13 protein-coding genes and 1 pseudogene are annotated in these 17,068 nt (G+C 44.2%); 12 read left to right on the top strand and 2 right to left on the bottom strand.

Annotated elements, in window-relative coordinates; translation table 11 throughout:
• The first annotated feature begins 37 nt into the window (after positions 1–37).
• The 4 genes from VK097_RS04105 (at position 38) to VK097_RS04090 (ending at position 7,322) form a co-directional block, all read left to right on the top strand.
• Positions 38–1,552: a sodium:solute symporter family protein gene (locus VK097_RS04105; RefSeq protein WP_324210532.1), complete on the top strand. Its 1,515-nt coding sequence runs from the start codon at positions 38–40 to the stop codon at positions 1,550–1,552.
• A gap of 783 nt (positions 1,553–2,335) precedes the next feature.
• The gene (locus VK097_RS04100; RefSeq protein WP_324210531.1) at positions 2,336–3,190 is read left to right on the top strand and encodes an ROK family protein; all 855 of its coding nucleotides are present in this window, start codon (positions 2,336–2,338) and stop codon (positions 3,188–3,190) included.
• A gap of 111 nt (positions 3,191–3,301) precedes the next feature.
• On the top strand, positions 3,302–5,242 hold the full coding sequence (locus tag VK097_RS04095) for a BglG family transcription antiterminator (protein ID WP_324210530.1): 1,941 nt from the start codon (positions 3,302–3,304) through the stop codon (positions 5,240–5,242).
• Between the two features lie 97 nt (positions 5,243–5,339).
• Entirely contained in the window at positions 5,340–7,322 is a 1,983-nt protein-coding gene (locus VK097_RS04090) for a PTS fructose transporter subunit IIABC (RefSeq protein ID WP_324210529.1), read from the top strand.
• 29 nt (positions 7,323–7,351) lie between these two features.
• Here the strand turns inward: VK097_RS04090 and VK097_RS04085 are convergent, their stop codons facing one another.
• On the bottom strand, positions 7,352–7,888 hold the full coding sequence (locus VK097_RS04085; RefSeq protein WP_324210528.1) for a GNAT family N-acetyltransferase: 537 nt from the start codon (positions 7,886–7,888) through the stop codon (positions 7,352–7,354).
• 105 nt (positions 7,889–7,993) lie between these two features.
• Between VK097_RS04085 and manA the strand changes: the two genes are divergently transcribed.
• The 3 genes and pseudogenes from manA to VK097_RS04070 form a co-directional block, all read left to right on the top strand.
• The gene (manA, locus tag VK097_RS04080) at positions 7,994–8,950 is read left to right on the top strand and encodes a mannose-6-phosphate isomerase, class I (RefSeq protein WP_324210527.1); all 957 of its coding nucleotides are present in this window, start codon (positions 7,994–7,996) and stop codon (positions 8,948–8,950) included.
• Positions 8,951–9,084: 134 nt separating this feature from the next.
• Positions 9,085–9,846: an SDR family NAD(P)-dependent oxidoreductase gene (locus tag VK097_RS04075; RefSeq protein ID WP_324210526.1), complete on the top strand. Its 762-nt coding sequence runs from the start codon at positions 9,085–9,087 to the stop codon at positions 9,844–9,846.
• 66 nt (positions 9,847–9,912) lie between these two features.
• Positions 9,913–10,287: pseudogene (locus VK097_RS04070) on the top strand (formylglycine-generating enzyme family protein); the annotation flags it as partial.
• 34 nt (positions 10,288–10,321) lie between these two features.
• Here VK097_RS04070 and VK097_RS04065 read toward each other — a convergent pair.
• Complete coding sequence (locus VK097_RS04065; RefSeq protein ID WP_324210525.1) at positions 10,322–11,206, bottom strand: helix-turn-helix transcriptional regulator; 885 nt, start codon at positions 11,204–11,206, stop codon at positions 10,322–10,324.
• A gap of 283 nt (positions 11,207–11,489) precedes the next feature.
• Between VK097_RS04065 and VK097_RS04060 the strand changes: the two genes are divergently transcribed.
• From VK097_RS04060 to VK097_RS04040, 5 genes are all read left to right on the top strand, one after another.
• Entirely contained in the window at positions 11,490–12,836 is a 1,347-nt protein-coding gene (locus VK097_RS04060) for a carbohydrate ABC transporter substrate-binding protein (protein WP_324210524.1), read from the top strand.
• A gap of 108 nt (positions 12,837–12,944) precedes the next feature.
• On the top strand, positions 12,945–13,835 hold the full coding sequence (locus VK097_RS04055) for a sugar ABC transporter permease (protein ID WP_324210523.1): 891 nt from the start codon (positions 12,945–12,947) through the stop codon (positions 13,833–13,835).
• A gap of 13 nt (positions 13,836–13,848) precedes the next feature.
• Positions 13,849–14,730, top strand: a complete 882-nt coding sequence (locus VK097_RS04050; protein WP_324210522.1) for a carbohydrate ABC transporter permease — start codon at positions 13,849–13,851, stop codon at positions 14,728–14,730.
• A 9-nt stretch (positions 14,731–14,739) separates the two neighbouring features.
• Positions 14,740–16,911 (top strand): 1,3-beta-galactosyl-N-acetylhexosamine phosphorylase, encoded by a 2,172-nt coding sequence (gnpA, locus tag VK097_RS04045; RefSeq protein ID WP_324210521.1) that lies wholly within the window; start codon positions 14,740–14,742, stop codon positions 16,909–16,911.
• The gene (locus VK097_RS04040) at positions 16,901–17,068 is read left to right on the top strand and encodes a DUF6903 family protein (RefSeq protein WP_324210520.1); all 168 of its coding nucleotides are present in this window, start codon (positions 16,901–16,903) and stop codon (positions 17,066–17,068) included. The genes gnpA and VK097_RS04040 overlap by 11 nt, the downstream gene beginning before the upstream one ends.

Genomic DNA, 17,068 nt, shown 5'->3' with positions numbered 1-17,068 from the left:
TTCAAATATAAATAAAAAGAAGGTCAGGTGATGTTCTATGATTTGGTACATAGTCGTATTTTGTTTTTACGTTATTTTTCTAGTGTGGGCGAATATAAAAAGCCTTAAAATCGCAGAATCCATCGATGATTATGCCATCGGCGGGCATAAGATGGGGCTGCTGTTAAGCATTGGTACAACGACAGCTACCTGGATCAGCGTGGCTTCAGTTGTCGGGGTACCAGGCTATTTGTACAGTTCGGGCGTTTCAGCCATTATCGGCTGGGTTGCCGGATGGTGTTTTGGCGGGGCGTTAATTCCGATTGTTGCCTATAAAATCAGGCGGCCGGAATTCCCGGCTAGAACATTCCCGGAATTTATCCGGTTTCGATTCGAGCCTTTTCAAAAAAGGAGTACGCTGCAAGCAATCGTTGGTTTCTTAATGTTTATTGGGTATTTGCTTTTGGTTAATATTCAGGTGTCGGGTTTTGGCATTGTATTTTCGACTATAACCGGGATTGATTATAAGATTGCTATATTCGGTTTCTTATTATTTATCATGGTAACCAGTGTTGGCGGATTTTGGTCGGTTGCTGCTACCGATACGCTGAATACGATTCTGATAACGATCGGCGTTATATTAGCGAGCGGTGTCGTCTGGATGCTAACTGGCGGGATTTCAAGTATATTGGACACGCTTGCCACGACCACTGCTCCGACGATTGTTGGAGGGCCTGAACTTGAAGAAGGTGTACTTCTTTCGCCTGTGGGCACTTTCGGTCTGGGAACATTGTTTTCAATTTTTATTTCAAATTCCTTGGGGACGCCTGCATCACCACATTGGGTGACAAGAATGCTCGCTCCGCAAAATATCAAAGTTGCTATATTACAGATTATGGGAACGATATTTCTGCTCATTTTCATTATGACGCCTTTAATCATCATCGGTCTCGGTGCAAAAGTGTTAATCCCAAGTATACCTGAAGGGAAAACAACCGATTACATTGTACCATTACTGATACAGGAGTACACGCCTTCGATCATTGGGGCCATTACATTGATCGCGGTATGTGCCGCTGCTATTTCGACTGCAAACTCCATGCTGCTGCACTGTGCAACGTCACTTTATTATGATGTGTATTTGAATATCTTTCCAAAAAAGGTGACGGACAAAGGATTTAGACGGTGGCTGAGGGTAAGTGTTCTATTAATCGCAGCGATAGCAGTTGTTCTTGCGATTGATCCCCCGTGGTTCATTGCAATGGGATTTGTTTATACTTACGGAGGTTTTGGTTCTGCGTTCTTTTTAGTTGTGTTCTTGGGCTTGTATTGGAAGCGAATGAACCGGGCCGGCGCATATGCAGGGATCATTACAGGCGCAGTCTTTTACGTGCTCGCGAAGGCTTTGAGCTTTACACTGCCATTTGTTATAGCAGTCTCAGCGTCTTTAATAGGTGTTTTAATTGCAGTGTATTTAACGCGGAAACCGCCTGTTGAAGCGTATGAACCATATTTTCAGGCAGAAGTGAGCGATTCGACTAAAAAGATGGTTGCTGATAATCGAAATAGATGAAGGCTTGGTACAGGTAAATCCATTAAATCAATGACAACCGTTTCATTCTTTCGGTTTAGTGGTACGGTGCCGAATATACAAAAATTGATCTGTTTTACACGTTTAGATATCTTATTGATGGTAGTGAATGTGCAGAATGAAGGAAAGGAGGAGACTATGAATACTAGATTTAAATCTTCCTGCTGTTCGGTCAGCAGGGCTAGTCTGATAGATGGTATTTCGGAAAACACTCAAAGTCCAGATTTAGAGAGAGCAGATGCATGAAAATGGCCATGTTACCAAGGAAGTGCATGCAATTCTTCAGTTAGGCAGTGAAACACTGCTGGAGAAATGGAAAAGCGATTGAGATGGGAACTTCAAATAATTTTCTTCCTCAACAGTAAAAACGGGAGCAGGATGACTGCTTCCGTTTTTACAATATAAAGAGTGTATAACTAGGAGTCAGCGGACTTTTGATAACTTGCAAGAAAGAGATGTTACCTTTCGGGCGAATAACAACCTGGAGATGACTGTTACATACTGGAATTTGAAAAAGGTTTGCGAATAGACTCTAATCTTCAAATAATAATATGATAGGATGGATTATGAAGCTATTTAAGAAAAAGCACTCATACAGGTGACATGCAGGAAATTTGCTGGAACCAGGTAGAACAGATGGCTGCGGGCAAGATGTTACTCTGTATGTGAAGAAATAGCTGTCATCTATGCGGCAAGGAGACAGTAACATACGGAAAAGTCCTGTCATCACCTGGTCAGAGGACTTTCTTGTTGGGAGGCGGGCATATGTTAATAGGCGGAATCGAAGCGGGAGGCACTAAAATTGTCTGCGCGGTTGGCGATCGTTCCGGCGAGGTAAAAGCAAAGAAAAGTATATCAACGCGGGGTCCGGATGAAACGCTGCAGGAAGTAAAGGCGTTTTTTTCGGACTATAAACTGGAGGCGCTAGGTGTTGGCAGCTTTGGTCCGGTTAATCTGGATAAAAGCAGTGATACATATGGAACGATTTTAAATACACCTAAAACGGCCTGGAAGCATTTTGACTTGCTGGGCAGGCTGCAGGAGGATTTACAGGTGCCGGTTTATATCGACACTGATGTCAATGCGGCATGTCTGGCTGAATACCGTCACGGTGCAGGCAGAGATGTAAATAGCTGCTTATACATTACGGTCGGAACAGGTATCGGGGCAGGGCTTGTGCAGAATGGCTGCACATTTCAAGGGAAAAGTCATCCGGAAATGGGTCATATCATCGTTCCTAAGCATCCGGATGATTCATTTGCCGGCATTTGCCCGTATCATGGCAACTGTCTCGAGGGCATGGCGTCCGGGCCGGCTATTGAAAAAAGGCATGGCAGGAAAGGTCATCTGTTAGGTGATGAGAAACGTGTATGGGAAATCGAGGCCCATTATTTGGCACATGCTATCGCCAGTTATACGCTGATTTTATCGCCCGAGCGTATCATTCTGGGCGGCGGGGTGATGAAACAGAAGATGTTGTTTCCGCTTATTCGGCAAAAGGTTTCCGGGCTGATGAACGATTATGTCGTTATGGGCGACATGAACGAATTCATCACGGCTCCTCAACTGGATGATGAACAGGGTGTGAAAGGAGCCATTGCGCTGGCTGTGGAAGTGTGAAGTTGTTCGTTTGCGTGCAGCATTCCCGCCATTCGAAGGGAACGAATCCCGTCCTTTTGTCCTATTTGATTGTCTGCGGTTATCATGTCAGCTATGATGAAGGCAGGACAAATGAAACGGTGGACGGTGTTTTGGATGAACCGGAGACAAAAAGAACTGTTACGGCTTTTACTGACGGATTTGGATGTATTTTTACATGTCCGGGAGCTGGCAGACGAACTGGATTGCTCAGAGAAGACAGTACGGAATGATTTGAAAAGGATAGAAACAGTGCTCAAGGAATATCCTTCTGCTGAATTAAGACGAAAGCGTGGTTCCGGTATTTCTCTTTCTGCCGGCAATGAGGATAGAGCAAAACTGTTTAATCGCGTCTACCGGATTGAAGCATTATCCGGGGACGATCGTTTATTGGAAATGGCTTATAATCTGCTTGTAAGCGATAAGCCGCTGACATTGGCCAGTCTAGCTGAGGAATATTTCACCAACAAAACAACAGTCAGAAGTGAACTCAACAGAATTGCCCGTTGGCTTGAAAGTTATAATCTGGAGCTGGTCTCAAAGCAGCGTCTCGGTCACATTGTGAAAGGGAAGGAATTAAACAAACGCAATGCGCTGGCAAATTTGTCGGAGCTGATATCCTCTGAGTCACGGCAAAAGCAGCAAGTTCTCCAGTTATTCCCTCAATTTGAAATCAATACGGTCAGAAAACTGCTTCGTGATTTGCAGGCGCATTATCCGATTAATTTAACGGAAGGCGAATTTGAGAGCCTGCAGATCCATGCCTTGATTATGATTAAACGAACCCGTCAGCGTTCACCGATTTTGCTCGGTAAGTCAAATGATGACACTGGTGTAAAGCTGGATACTTATCATATGACAGCGTGGCTTCTCAATCGGCTGGAAGATGCATTGAGTCTGTCGTTTCCGGAAGATGAGTATGTTTATTTTACATGGCATCTGGAAAGCTGCCGAACTGCACATCCCGGCCAAGCGGCAAAAGCTGATGGTTCAGTGGCCGATATAGTCAGGCAGATGATATCACAGCTAAAGCGCATGACTATGATCAGGTTCGAGGATGACAAAGTATTGACAAATGGCCTCGAGACTCATCTCATCTCAGCCCTGCACCGCATCAGATACGGGCTAACAATCAAAAATCCAATGCTTTTGGACATTAAAAAGAAATATGCCTATATGTTCAGTATGGTGATTTTGGCTGTCGAAAAGATAAATGAAGCCTATGATTTAAACATCCCCGAAGATGAAGCGGCCTATCTTGTCCTGCATTTTCAGGCCTCCATTGAACGCATGCAAAAGGAACGATTGCCGGTTAAACGAGCTGTGATCGTTTGTGATCTTGGCGTCGGGATGTCTCATTTGCTGCAGGCGAAACTCGAACAGTCCTACCGGGGGATAGAAATTCTTGCGAGCATCGGTAAAGCAGAGCTTCCAGCGTTTTTGGAAAAACATGATACGGATATGATTATTTCGACAACAGATATTAACGATTACGATGTTCCGGTGATTGTTGTGTCTCCGCTTCTTGAAGCCGATGATAAAGAACGGTTGGAGCAGTTTCTGCAATCATTTGAACAAGAAGGAACAAACGAGGAAGAGATGATGACTATCCTTAAGCAGCTTGTAGACCCGGATGCGATCTATCTGGGAATGGGTTTGGAACACCGGTTTGAAATCGTTGAAATGCTTGCAAATCATCTCGTTCAAAACGGATTTGCTGAACAAAAGTTTGTCCACAGTGCGATGTTAAGGGAAAGGACATCAGCAACGGTTATCGGTGGAGGAGTAGCCATTCCGCACGCTGACCCGGAGTTCGTGAAGGAGTCTGTTGTATCCGTGGCAGTATTGCGGGAGCCGATACAGTGGGGAAGCGACATGGTCTCCGTCGTGTTTCTCCTGGCGATTTCCAAAGACGATCAGGAAATGACAAGATCGCTCATGCAGACGATCGTATCCATCAGTCAAAATCCCGCGGCCGTGGAAAAATTGAACGCAGCGGAAAGCATATCTGATATTCTGACAGTTTTCGGGTAATAATTCATTTTTTCCGGTGTTCCGGTAAAAATGAATTATTTTTTCGACATGAAAGGGCTTTATAATGGGAAATAGATTCGAAAGGGAGGAAATTGATATGCGACTATTAGCTGTGACCGCGTGTCCGGTCGGTATCGCACACACGTACATGGCTGCTGAAAATCTGCAAAAAGCAGCTGATGATATGGGTGTGGATATGAAAATCGAGACACAAGGTTCGATTGGAGCAGAAAACGAGCTCACAGAAAAAGATATTGACGAAGCAGATGGCATTATTATTGCCAGTGATAAAGATATTTCCAAAGAACGTTTTGCCGGGAAGAAGCTGCTTGTAGCCGGTGTTCAGGAAGGCATACGCAACCCGGAGCAATTGATCAAACGGGTGCAAAGTGATGATGTGCCGGTATATCAGTCTGATTTGAAGTCGGCGGATCAAGTTAAAAAAGAGCGCAAAGAAAAGGAAAACCCGATCTACCGGCACTTGATGAATGGAGTTTCATACATGATTCCGTTTATCGTTGTCGGTGGTTTGCTGATTGCCATTTCATTGGCACTTGGTGGTGAGCAAACTGACGGTGGAATTGTCATCCCGGATGATTCATTCTGGAAACAAATTGAAAACATTGGAGCTGCGTCATTCAGTTTCATGGTGCCGATTCTGGCCGGGTTCATTGCTGTCAGTATAGCTGACCGTCCAGGTCTGGTTCCCGGTATGATTGGCGGTTATATTGCCAATACTGGAAGTTTTTATGGAAGTGAAGCCGGTGCAGGTTTTATCGGCGGTATTCTTGCCGGTTTCCTTGCAGGCTATGTTGTACTTGGCATTAAAAAGATAAAAGTGCCACAAGCCGTGCAGCCGGTTATGCCGATTATATTCATACCGATCATAGCATCGCTGGTTGTCGGTGTCCTGTTCATAACCGTGATTGGTGCACCTGTAGCGAGTATCTTTACATCATTGACAACGTGGCTTGAAGGTATGCAAGGAGCAAGTTCGATTGTTCTGGCACTGATTCTCGGCGCGATGATTGCCGTCGACATGGGTGGGCCGTTCAATAAGGTGGCATTCCTGTTTGGCTCTGCGATGATTGCTGAAGGAAACTATGAAATCATGGGACCGATTGCGGTTGCCATTTGTGTTCCACCGATGGGTATGGGGCTTGCGACATTTTTGAACAAACGCAAGTATCAGCCGGCTGAAAAGGAAACCGGAAAAGCGTCCTTCACGATGGGTTTATTCGGTATTACAGAAGGTGCGATCCCGTTTGCCGCACAGGATCCGCTCCGGGTTATTCCAAGTATTATGGTCGGTTCGATGACCGGATCGGTGATTGCCATGCTTGGTAATGTCGGTGACCGTGTGGCACACGGCGGACCAATTGTTGCCGTTCTAGGTGCGATAGATAATGTGCTGATGTTTTTCATTGCAGCGATTATCGGTACGATTGTAACGGCTGTCATGATCAATCTTTTGAAGAAAGATGTGATGCCCGCTGCTGCGACACCTGAAGGTATGGAAGTGACAGCGGATGAATTTGATGCTACGGCAGATGCTTCTGAACAAATAAATGAGGGAACTCAGGTTGATGAGGCAGATCAAGTAGCATCAGATGATGTGGTAATTAAGAAATTGACGGATATTCTTAACCGGGATTTGATGACGATGGATGTGTCCGGTTCATCACAAGAAGAAGTGGTCGATGAATTTGTTCAAATGCTGGATGAAAAGGGTCGGATATCTTCCAAGGAAACAGTTAAACAGGCTATTTTCGATCGTGAAAAGGAAAGTACAACCGGGCTTGGCATGAATATCGCCATTCCACATGCGAAATCGGCTGCAGTGAAGAGCCCGGCTGTCGTCTTTGGAATCAGCCCTGATGGTATCGACTGGAAGAGCCTCGACGGGTCCGATGCGAAATTGATCTTCATGATTGCAATACCGGAAGAAAGAGCAGGCGATGATCACCTGAAAATACTGCAAATGCTCTCCCGTAAGCTGATGGATGATTCATTCCGTGAACAATTGCTGAATGCCGAAACGAAAGAAGAAGCTTACGAACTGCTTGATACAATTCAGTAAGGGACAGGGGACGGGGTTACTGTCCCTCTTCAGTCCCTGTTGAGCTGGTTGAACACGTGATTCCAGGCACGCTTTTCTTCAGTTGTGTGTATTGCGGGCTTGAAACCGAAGTCCAGGTATAAATGGATCGCCGCCAGACTGCGCGGCTGTGTTTTTAAATAGGCTTTATCATGATATTGTTTGAGCAGACTGAGGGTTTCTGCAATCAGCGGTCTGCCGAGTTTATGGCCCTGAAATTCAGGCATAATTTCCACCCAGTGCAGTCTGCCGATGGTTTCCCCGTTCCATTTGCCAAACCATGCGCATGCGGTGCCAGCGTATCTGCCAGTGGTTGTTTTGAGGAAAATGATGCGTTTTTTCGCTTTGTTTAAATCTGATGCAAGTTCAGTGCTGAATCTGATTAGAGCCTGGTTTTTATCCGGAAATTCACTTGTTGCTGTTGTGATTTCGGCCCACTGTTCACCTTCTTTCTCACTGTTCAGCGGGCTGAATTCAAACCCGTCAGGCAGCGGATAATCGGGAATATGTTTCAGGTCATGGAGCATGTATATTGGTATGTTTTCCATCATGTTACCTCGCTTATAAATGATAGGCTTATTATAGCATAACGATTATTTTTGCTATAATGAGTGATATACTTGGGTGTTAAAATTCTGACAGGAGGGGCACAAATGTATAGTGAACCGATTTTTTTGCAGCCCGTCTTCCAGGAAAAAATCTGGGGCGGCAATAAATTAAAAACCGTTTATCATTATGATATTCCATCAGAGCAAACCGGGGAAGCCTGGGTCATTTCAGCTCATCCGAACGGACCGAGTGTGATTGAAAACGGACCGTTAAAGGGGCAGACATTGGCGGAAGCCTGGGAATCCCACGGCGAACTTTTCAATAAATCAGCGGATAATAACGAAGCCTATCCGCTGCTTATCAAAATTTTAGATGCGAACGATGATTTATCGGTACAAGTGCATCCGGATGATGCGTTTGCCCGTGAGGTGGAAGGTGTCCCATACGGAAAAACGGAATGCTGGTATGTATTGGATGCGAATCCTGATTCAGAACTGATTCTTGGCCATCATGCTGAGACGAAGCAGGACCTTGAGCAGATGATGGCTGATGGTGAATGGGATGAATTGCTGCGGCGTGTAAAGGTGGAGCCGGGTGATTTTATCTATGTGCCAAGCGGGACCATCCATGCGATTGGCGCCGGCATTGTCATTCTGGAAACACAGCAGAGCTCAGATACAACCTATCGTGTTTATGATTACGACCGAACTGATGCAGACGGCAACCAGCGGGAACTGCACCTTGAAAAAGCTGCAGCGGTGACAAACGTTCCGCATCGGATTCCGGAATTGAATCAGGAAGAAGCCGTTTCGGGTGATTTGACGATGACAAAACTCGTTGAAAACGAATATTTTGGCGTAAGTCAATGGGTGCTGAACGGCCGTGTCGAGCAGACAATGGAAGCTGACTTTTTACAGGTCAGTGTCATTAAAGGGGATGCTGTCCTAGCCGTGGACGGGAAGCGGTTTGAAATCAAGAAAGGCACGCATTTTATATTGCCGCACGGAATCGAAAAATACGAGCTTTCAGGTGAAGCGGAGTTTGTGGTGTCATGGGTTTAAAACTCAAAGATACCAACAAATGTAATTTACCAAATAAGCAATTATCTACAAATCGCGAAAGAAAATGACAGCCGAATGGGCAATGTTTAGGAAAGAGGGATTGAAAATTTTACACTTATAAAGGGGTGTTTACAATGACACGATTAATGGAAGGTAAGGTTGGTATCATCACGGCTGCAGGTTCAGGAATTGGACGAGCCAGCGCAGTTGCCTTTGCTGAGGAAGGTGCAAAAGTTGTTGTTTCAGATGTTTCCGAAGAGACTGGTGAGGAAACTGTGCGTTTGGTTAAAGAAGCTGGTGGTGAAGCCACATTTATCAAATGTAATGTCGCTGATGAAGCCGAAGTGGAAAGCCTCATTGATATGACAATGAAAACTTATGGCAGGCTTGATTGGGCCCATAACAACGCTGGGGTTGGCGCGCCAACTGCTCCTGTTACGGAAACAAAAACAGAAGATTGGAGACAAGCCATGGGCATCAATCTTGATGGGATGTTTTATTGCCTGAAACATGAAATTCGGGCGATGGCCAAGTCGGGAAAAGGAGCCATTGTAAACACAGCATCTACCGGTGGATTGGCTGGAACACCGGGGCTTGCCGCGTATACATCATCAAAATGGGGCGTGAACGGACTAACGAAAACAGTTGCTCTCGAATGTGGCAAAAAAGGTATCCGTGTGAATTCTATCTGTCCTGGAATGACACGGACAGCGAGTGTTGAAAATTGGTCTGAAGAAGCGTCAGAACAGGCGAAAGCTTATGAGCAGTCCATCCCCATTGGACGAATGGGCACACCAGAAGATCAAGCAAATGCGGCTGTTTGGTTATGTTCCAATAAGTCGGCTTATGTCACAGGTGTGAATTTACCGGTGGATGGTGGAATAACCGCACAATAACATAAACCGTTATTAAGGCCTTGGATGGTGAAATTGGGTCCGGTACTGGCAGAAATTCTTGTACCAAGAGGCGGGCTTGAACAGAAAAGGTATCCCTTGGGCGATGAATTGCACCCAAACCCAATTGGACAGCATTACTGTAATATATGGCAGGGCGGTTTTCCCCGGATGAACACAGAAGAGGCCTGCAACATCATTTCCGGATAATGGATACGGGTTGTATAATATGTCCGGGAACTTGTGGGAATGGTGTTCCGACTGGTTTGATAAATCTATGAATTTAGCACCCAAAGTCGGACCGCAAACCCCCAAAGCCATGTGCGGCGGATCGTACTTATGCCATTATCCCTATTGTAACGCTACCGGGTGGCTGCAAGAAGCTCCAATACAATGGACAGTTCAACCGGGAATTTGGGTTTTCGTTGTGTGCGAGATGTTTAAGAGATCCGATGTCTCTGGTCAGGCAAGCGGTAGGTCACCCTTGATCATTTTGTGTTATTAATCGAGACGTCTCGGTTTGTTTCTTTCCTTTTTGACGAAAATGTGTCCGATAGCCTGTAGGCGTCATGGCTGTCTCTCTTTTAAAGGCTTGTGAAAAGAAAGAATGGGATGAAAAACCATTGATTTCTGAAATCTCCGCTACCGAGTAATCCGTTGTTTCCAGAAGTGTTTTTGCTTCCTTGATACGAATAAAGTTTAAATAGTCTATGGGTGATATCCCCATTTCTTTTTTAAACGTATGCGCCAAATAATATTTATTAATATGCCCCGCATTTGCCAGTACATCGAGGGTGATAGTATTGCGGTAATTTTGATTGATATAGTGTTTTATAAAGGCGGTTGTTTTGTGCAGGTTTTTTGTATTCGTTTTCTCTATCGTGAACTTCCTCTCACGCCATAATTTCACAATCAGGATTTCAATGATATTATGACAAATAACTTCATATTCCACCCCGTTGAGCTGCACTTCATCCAGCAATTTATTAAGGTAAAATAGAATATCGCTTTGTTCGCCCTGGTATGTAAACAAACCGGTTGTTTCCTCATTTTTTTCAGGAAGCCAAAAGGATAGACCTTCTATACCCAGAGCGATATATTCCAATGAATCCTGTTCATTGGAACGCTCCGTATGTTCGATGTGCGGGTTGATGATGACCAGATCGTTCTCTTCGACTGGCAGGTCATGCCCCGGTAAAACGAAGGCACCTTTCCCTTTCACAATGTAAAACAGTTCCGTAAAATGATGCGAATGTGATGTGCTGTGCCAGCCTTTATCATATTCGGAATGGGTAACGTACAAAAGCTTGAAAGGCATTCTTTCTGCGGATTTGCTGTTCATTTTATATAACTCGTAAGACAAAGCCTACCCTCCCCCAATCTATTTGAATTGTTTTGAAATTATTTTATCGGTTTAAGAACAAAAAAGCAACATTTCTAAAGGTCAAAATTACAAAGTAAAGATATACAGACTGGAATTCAGGCTTTAAAAAATTTTTAGTAAACCGATACGGCATTCTCCGGTTTAGTTTTAATATAAAAAAGCAAGATTTCTAAAACTATCAACAATATCTTTATTGTGAAAGCGCTTCATACCAATGTACAATTAGGTATGTATTCAATAATCTCGGAGGGGGACAGCCAATATGAAATGGAAGCAATTATTGTTGATTGGATTCATTGTGCTGTTGACAGTCGGACTTGTTGCATGTAACAGCAATTCTGCAGGTGAGGCTGATGGATCGGACGCAAGCGGGAATGAGGAAGTCACATTGCAGCTGGCTGCACTGGAATCAGCTTATGGCAGTGAGATGTGGCAGAGTATTATTGACGATTATGAAGCCTCACACGAAAATGTCACGATAGATTTAACAATTGAAAAGAATCTTGAAGAGGTCATCAGGCCGAATATGCAGGCAGGAGATTATCCGGACGTTCTGCTTCTGGCGACCGGTCGTGAAGCAGGATTAACAGAGACTATGATTAAAGAAGATGGCCTGGAGAATATTTCGGATGTACTTGATATGCAAGTGCCCGGAGAAGAAGTCACTGTCAAAGAAAAAATGCTTGATGGCTTTACCGATACGTTGGCTACCAATCCTTATGGCGACGGCGAAATGTATCTGGCACCTATGTTCTACAGCCCATCAGGTTTATTCTATAATGCCAGCCTGATGGAAGAAAAAGGTTGGGATGTTCCTGAAACCTGGAATGATATGTGGTCTTTAGGTGATAAAGCTGCGGATGAGAATCTTTCATTATTCACTTATCCAATCGCCGGTTACTTTGACACGCTGGCAAGTTCGATGTTGTTTGCTTCCGGTGGTCCGGACTTTTTCCAAAAAGTTATGACTTACGAAGAGGGTATATGGGAAACAAAGGAAGCAGAACGTGTTTTAAATACGATTAAGAAATTGGGCAACTATACGCATCCAAATACGGTGGCTAATGCCAATCCAAAAGACTTCACTAAAAATCAGCAATTGATTTTGGATAATGAAGCGTTATTCATGCCAAACGGTACTTGGGTCGTCGGAGAAATGGAGGATGCACCGCGAGCTGACAATTTTGAATGGGGTATGACAGCCGTTCCTGCATTTGAGGGTGGTGATGGTGATCGGTATGCGTTCACTTTCTTCGAGCAGATGTGGATTCCATCACAGGCTGAGAATAAAGAAGCCGCAAAAGAGTTCCTTGCTTACATGTATTCAGATGAAGCGGCCGATACCTTCCTGGAAGCTGGGGCGGTGCAGCCAATTAAGGGAATGACAGATAAGCTGGAAGGTCAAAAGAAGAAGTTTTACAGTATTTATGACAAAGGTGTTTTGCCGGCAATGGGGACGTTTGCATCAACCAATCCAGTTCCGGGAGCCAATATAAATGAAACGCTGTACGAAAACATTGACAGCGTTATAAGCGGTGAAATGTCAGTCAGTGAGTGGCAAAAAGAATTACAGAAAGTAAGTGACAAATTAAGACCTGAAATGAAATAGCAGCAGGTTCAGAAAAACAAAACAGCGAGTCTCCTCAAACGGCTCGCCGTTTTGTTTGTCGGGTTATGATCAGCCAGACGGATTTTTCTTCTTGGAGAGGTGAGCGAGTTGAGCAAAAAGAAGTCCAGGGCTTTATTCATTTTTATATGTATATCACCTGCAATTATTTTGTTTACCGTGTTTATGGTTGTGCCAACAGTTGAAGTGTTCCGAATGTCTCTCTATCGCTGGGGGGGACTTTCCGGTTCTAAACAGTTTGTAGGATTCGATAATTTTAAAATTTTATGGAACGACATGGACTTTATTCAGTCGTTTCAGAATTCCATTTTGCTTATTGTTCTGGTTGCCATTATTACATTGTTCTTTGCTATCTTCTTTGCAGCGATTTTAACAAGGGAAAATGTTGTTGGAAATAATTTTTTCCGCATTGTGTTTTACATTCCCAATATCCTTTCAATCGTTGTTATCGCCGGAATATTTTCTGCAGTTTATGACCCTGAAGAAGGCTTATTGAACAGTGTTTTTGGTATTTTAAGCCTGGAAAACCTGGAGCAGATGTGGCTGGGCAATCACGATATAGTCATCTATAGTATCGCAGGAGCGCTTGTCTGGCAGGCAATCGGCTATTACATGGTCATGTACATGTCCAGTATGGCGAGCGTACCTGCCAGCTTCTATGAGGCAGCTGCGCTAGAGGGAGCAGGCAAAATTAAGCAATTTACTTCCATTACACTTCCGCTGATATGGAATAATATCCGCACAACGCTGGCGTTTTACATCATTAGTACAATCAATCTCAGCTTTTTGCTGGTCAAGGCTATGACTGGCGGCGGCCCGGGTGGTTCGACGGAGGTTTTTCTCTCTTATATGTATTCACAGGCTTACGGTAACTCGACATACGGGTATGGAATGGCTATCGGAGTTATTGTGTTTAGCTTTTCGTTTTTCCTTGCAGCCGTTATTAGCCGTATCACCAAACGCGATGTGCTGGAGTATTAAGGGGGAGTAATCTATGGAAAAAACGAAACGAATCAGTACGGACAAACTTTTTAAACTATTTATCTATGTGGCACTGGCAGGGCTGGCTATTTCCATTATTATTCCGGTTGCCTGGGTGTTTATGGCTTCCATTAAGGAAAACAGTGAATTTTATGGCAGTCCCTGGGCGCTGCCGGATGGGGTTTACATTCAAAACTTTGTTGAAGCCTTTGTTGAAGCGAATATGGGGCAATATCTGCTGAATTCTGTGATGGTGACTGCACTTGCACTGTTGTTTTTGCTGGTCATCGCATTGCCCGCAGCGTATGTGCTGTCACGATTTAAATTTTTTGCCAGCGGTCTTTTGAATTCGTTCGTCAAAGCGGGTTTGTTCATAAACGTTAGTTATATTGCTGTACCCATCTTTCTGCTTTTGCTTGGATGGGATACACAATTAAGGGCACTGCTTGGCGAAGATTTCTTTTTGAACAACCGGGTTATGCTGGCGCTGATTTATGCCTCAACCGCGCTTCCGTTTACCATTTTTCTACTCTCAAGTTATTTTGAGACATTGCCATCCGATTTTGAAGAGGCGGCAAGCATCGATGGTGCCGGCTATTTCCGTACGATGTTTTCGGTAATGCTTCCGATGGCTAAACCAAGCATCATTATTGTTATTCTGTTTAACTTTTTATTGTTTTGGAATGAGTATATTCTGGCTCTTACGATAATGCCCGGTGAGAATAAAACCCTGCCGGTCGGACTCCTGAACCTTATGGCGGCCGAACGTGCAGCGGTCAATTACGGGCCGATGTATGCAGGCATGGTGATTGTCATGCTGCCGACTTTAATCTTATATATGATTGTTCAAAAGCGTTTAACTGAAGGAATGACTGTAGGTGGAGTGAAAGGATAGGTGACTGAGATGATGAAAACAACAGGAAGGGTAACCCTGCCAATTGAAGAAAACTTTTTACATGAAACAAAGGAATTGATGGAACGTTGGGGGGCAGACGCTCTTCGTGACAGTGACGGAACAAAAATGGAAGCGGAAATGAAGCAGCTTGATGCCAAAATATATACAACTTATTTTGTTGCGCGCGGACGCAACGATTTTGCAGAACAGCATCCGGAAGAAATGCAGCAGTTATATCTCATGTCTAAATTTAATACTGCGGTCGATCGAAAACTTGAGATTGATTTTCTCCATGGGTATTTTACTGAACAGATCGAGCCTGACTATCGGCATGATCCCAAAAAATGGTGGGAGGTCATCAATAGAACAACCGGTGATGTTGTTGATCCTACCGATTGGGAACTTGATCAGCATCATGACCGGCTTCTGATTCACGATGCAGCACCTTGGCACGAATATACGGTATCGTTTTTGGCCTATATGAAATGGGATCCGACTCAAATGTATAATCACATCACGAATGACTGGGGAGACAAACCGCACGACATTCCATTTGATGCACGTCAGCCGCATTCAAATCAGTTTATAAAAGACTATTTACAAAACTGGCTGAAAGAAAACCCGGATACCGATGTCGTCCGTTTTACAACGTTTTTCTACCATTTTACGTTGATTTTCAACAATCTTGGTAAAGAAAAATTTGTGGACTGGTTCGGGTATGGAGCAAGTGTGTCTGTCGCAGCACTGGAAGCTTTTGAAAAAGAAAAAGGCTATCAGCTCCGTCCAGAAGATATTGTTGACCAAGGTTATTACAATACAGCGTTCCGGGTTCCGTCCAGAGCGTATTTGGATTACATCGATTTTATCCAGCAGTTTGTCGCCAGGGAGGTAAAACAGCTGGTGGATATGGTGCACGAAAGTGATAAGGAAGCAATGATGTTTCTGGGCGACAACTGGATAGGCACCGAACCATATGGCAAGTATTTTAAGGAAACGGGTATGGATGCAGTGGTCGGGAGTGTCGGTGATGGAACAACACTGCGTCTGATTGCAGATATCCCGGATGTCAACTATACGGAAGGGCGCTTTTTGCCATATTTCTTCCCTGATACATTTTATGAAGGGAATGATCCGGTCATCGAAGCGAATGAGAATTGGCTGACGGCCAGAAGAGCGCTGATGCGTAAACCGCTGGACCGGATAGGGTATGGCGGTTACCCAAGTTTGCCCTACAAGTTCCCGGAATTTATTGATTATGTCGAAAAGGTCACGGATGAATTTCGTGAAATATACGATCATATCAAAGATACGAAACCTTATACGGGCATCAAGGTTGCCATTTTGAATGCCTGGGGGAAACTTCGAAGCTGGCAGACACATATTGTGGCGCATGGCAAACCATATAAACAGACATATTCTTATTATGGCATTGTGGAAGCTCTGAGTGGAGCGGCTGCTGATGTCGCTTTTATCAGTTTTGCTGATGTGATCGAAAATGGTGTTCCGGACGATGTTGATGTCATCATCAATGCAGGTGATGCTGGGACCGCTTTTTCCGGCGGCGACAAGTGGAAAGATAAAGAACTGGTGGCTGTTATAAGGGAATGGGTCTACAATGGCGGCGGTTTTATCGGGATTGGCGAACCGTCTGCTATTCATCATCAAGGACGTTATTTCCAATTAGCCAACGTGCTCGGTGTTGACAAAGAATTAGGATATAGCTTATCAACGAATAAGTATTTCACCGAAACGACAGATCATCATTATATGGCAGAAGACTTGAACACATATGATTTTGGTGAGGGAAGCAAATATGTCTATGCGCTAAGTGAAGCTACCGACATTATTGAATACAACGATGGAAGTATTCATTTGTCCAGTAACCCTTTCGGTAAGGGAAGAGGCGTTTACATGGCAGGTCTGCCATACAGCCATGAGAACACGCGCCTGTTAATGCGCGCTATGTTTCATGCAGCAGGCAAGGAAAAAGATTTTAAAAAGTGGCATGCTTCAAACATACACTGTGAAGTCCATGCATATCCGGAGATAGGAAAGTATGCGATTATGAACAATTCAAACCGCCGTCAGGAAACGGATGTTTATGATGGCAATGGCGCAGTGCACAGGATGACCCTTGAGCCAAGTGAATTTATATGGGAGGAGATACGGAATGAAAGATAATGTATTCCGTGTATTGAAGATCGTATTCTTTCTCTTTTGCATGTTTTTGATTATTTTTGGACAACGGACTGTCGGCAAAATGTATTTGCTCTTGCAATTAATCGGTCTTGCCGGATTGCTGTTTTTGCTTTGGAACTACAATCGAAAATTTGTGTGA

This window comes from Lentibacillus sp. (genome assembly GCF_035301675.1).
GTDB lineage: Bacteria > Bacillota > Bacilli > Bacillales > Amphibacillaceae > Lentibacillus.
The sequence above is the reverse complement of the archived record's forward strand: the minus strand, read 5'-3'. Positions and strand labels throughout refer to the sequence as shown.

Excerpts from the sequence above, each read along its gene's own strand:
- VK097_RS04105 (WP_324210532.1), top strand. The coding sequence starts at position 38 with ATGATTTGGTACATAGTCGTATTTTGTTTTTACGTTATTTTTCTAGTG.
- VK097_RS04100 (WP_324210531.1), top strand. The coding sequence starts at position 2,336 with ATGTTAATAGGCGGAATCGAAGCGGGAGGCACTAAAATTGTCTGCGCG.
- VK097_RS04095 (WP_324210530.1), top strand. The coding sequence starts at position 3,302 with ATGAAACGGTGGACGGTGTTTTGGATGAACCGGAGACAAAAAGAACTG.
- VK097_RS04090 (WP_324210529.1), top strand. The coding sequence starts at position 5,340 with ATGCGACTATTAGCTGTGACCGCGTGTCCGGTCGGTATCGCACACACG.
- VK097_RS04085 (WP_324210528.1), bottom strand. The coding sequence starts at position 7,888 with ATGGAAAACATACCAATATACATGCTCCATGACCTGAAACATATTCCC.
- manA (WP_324210527.1), top strand. The coding sequence starts at position 7,994 with ATGTATAGTGAACCGATTTTTTTGCAGCCCGTCTTCCAGGAAAAAATC.
- VK097_RS04075 (WP_324210526.1), top strand. The coding sequence starts at position 9,085 with ATGACACGATTAATGGAAGGTAAGGTTGGTATCATCACGGCTGCAGGT.
- VK097_RS04060 (WP_324210524.1), top strand. The coding sequence starts at position 11,490 with ATGAAATGGAAGCAATTATTGTTGATTGGATTCATTGTGCTGTTGACA.
- VK097_RS04050 (WP_324210522.1), top strand. The coding sequence starts at position 13,849 with ATGGAAAAAACGAAACGAATCAGTACGGACAAACTTTTTAAACTATTT.
- gnpA (WP_324210521.1), top strand. The coding sequence starts at position 14,740 with ATGATGAAAACAACAGGAAGGGTAACCCTGCCAATTGAAGAAAACTTT.
- VK097_RS04040 (WP_324210520.1), top strand. The coding sequence starts at position 16,901 with ATGAAAGATAATGTATTCCGTGTATTGAAGATCGTATTCTTTCTCTTT.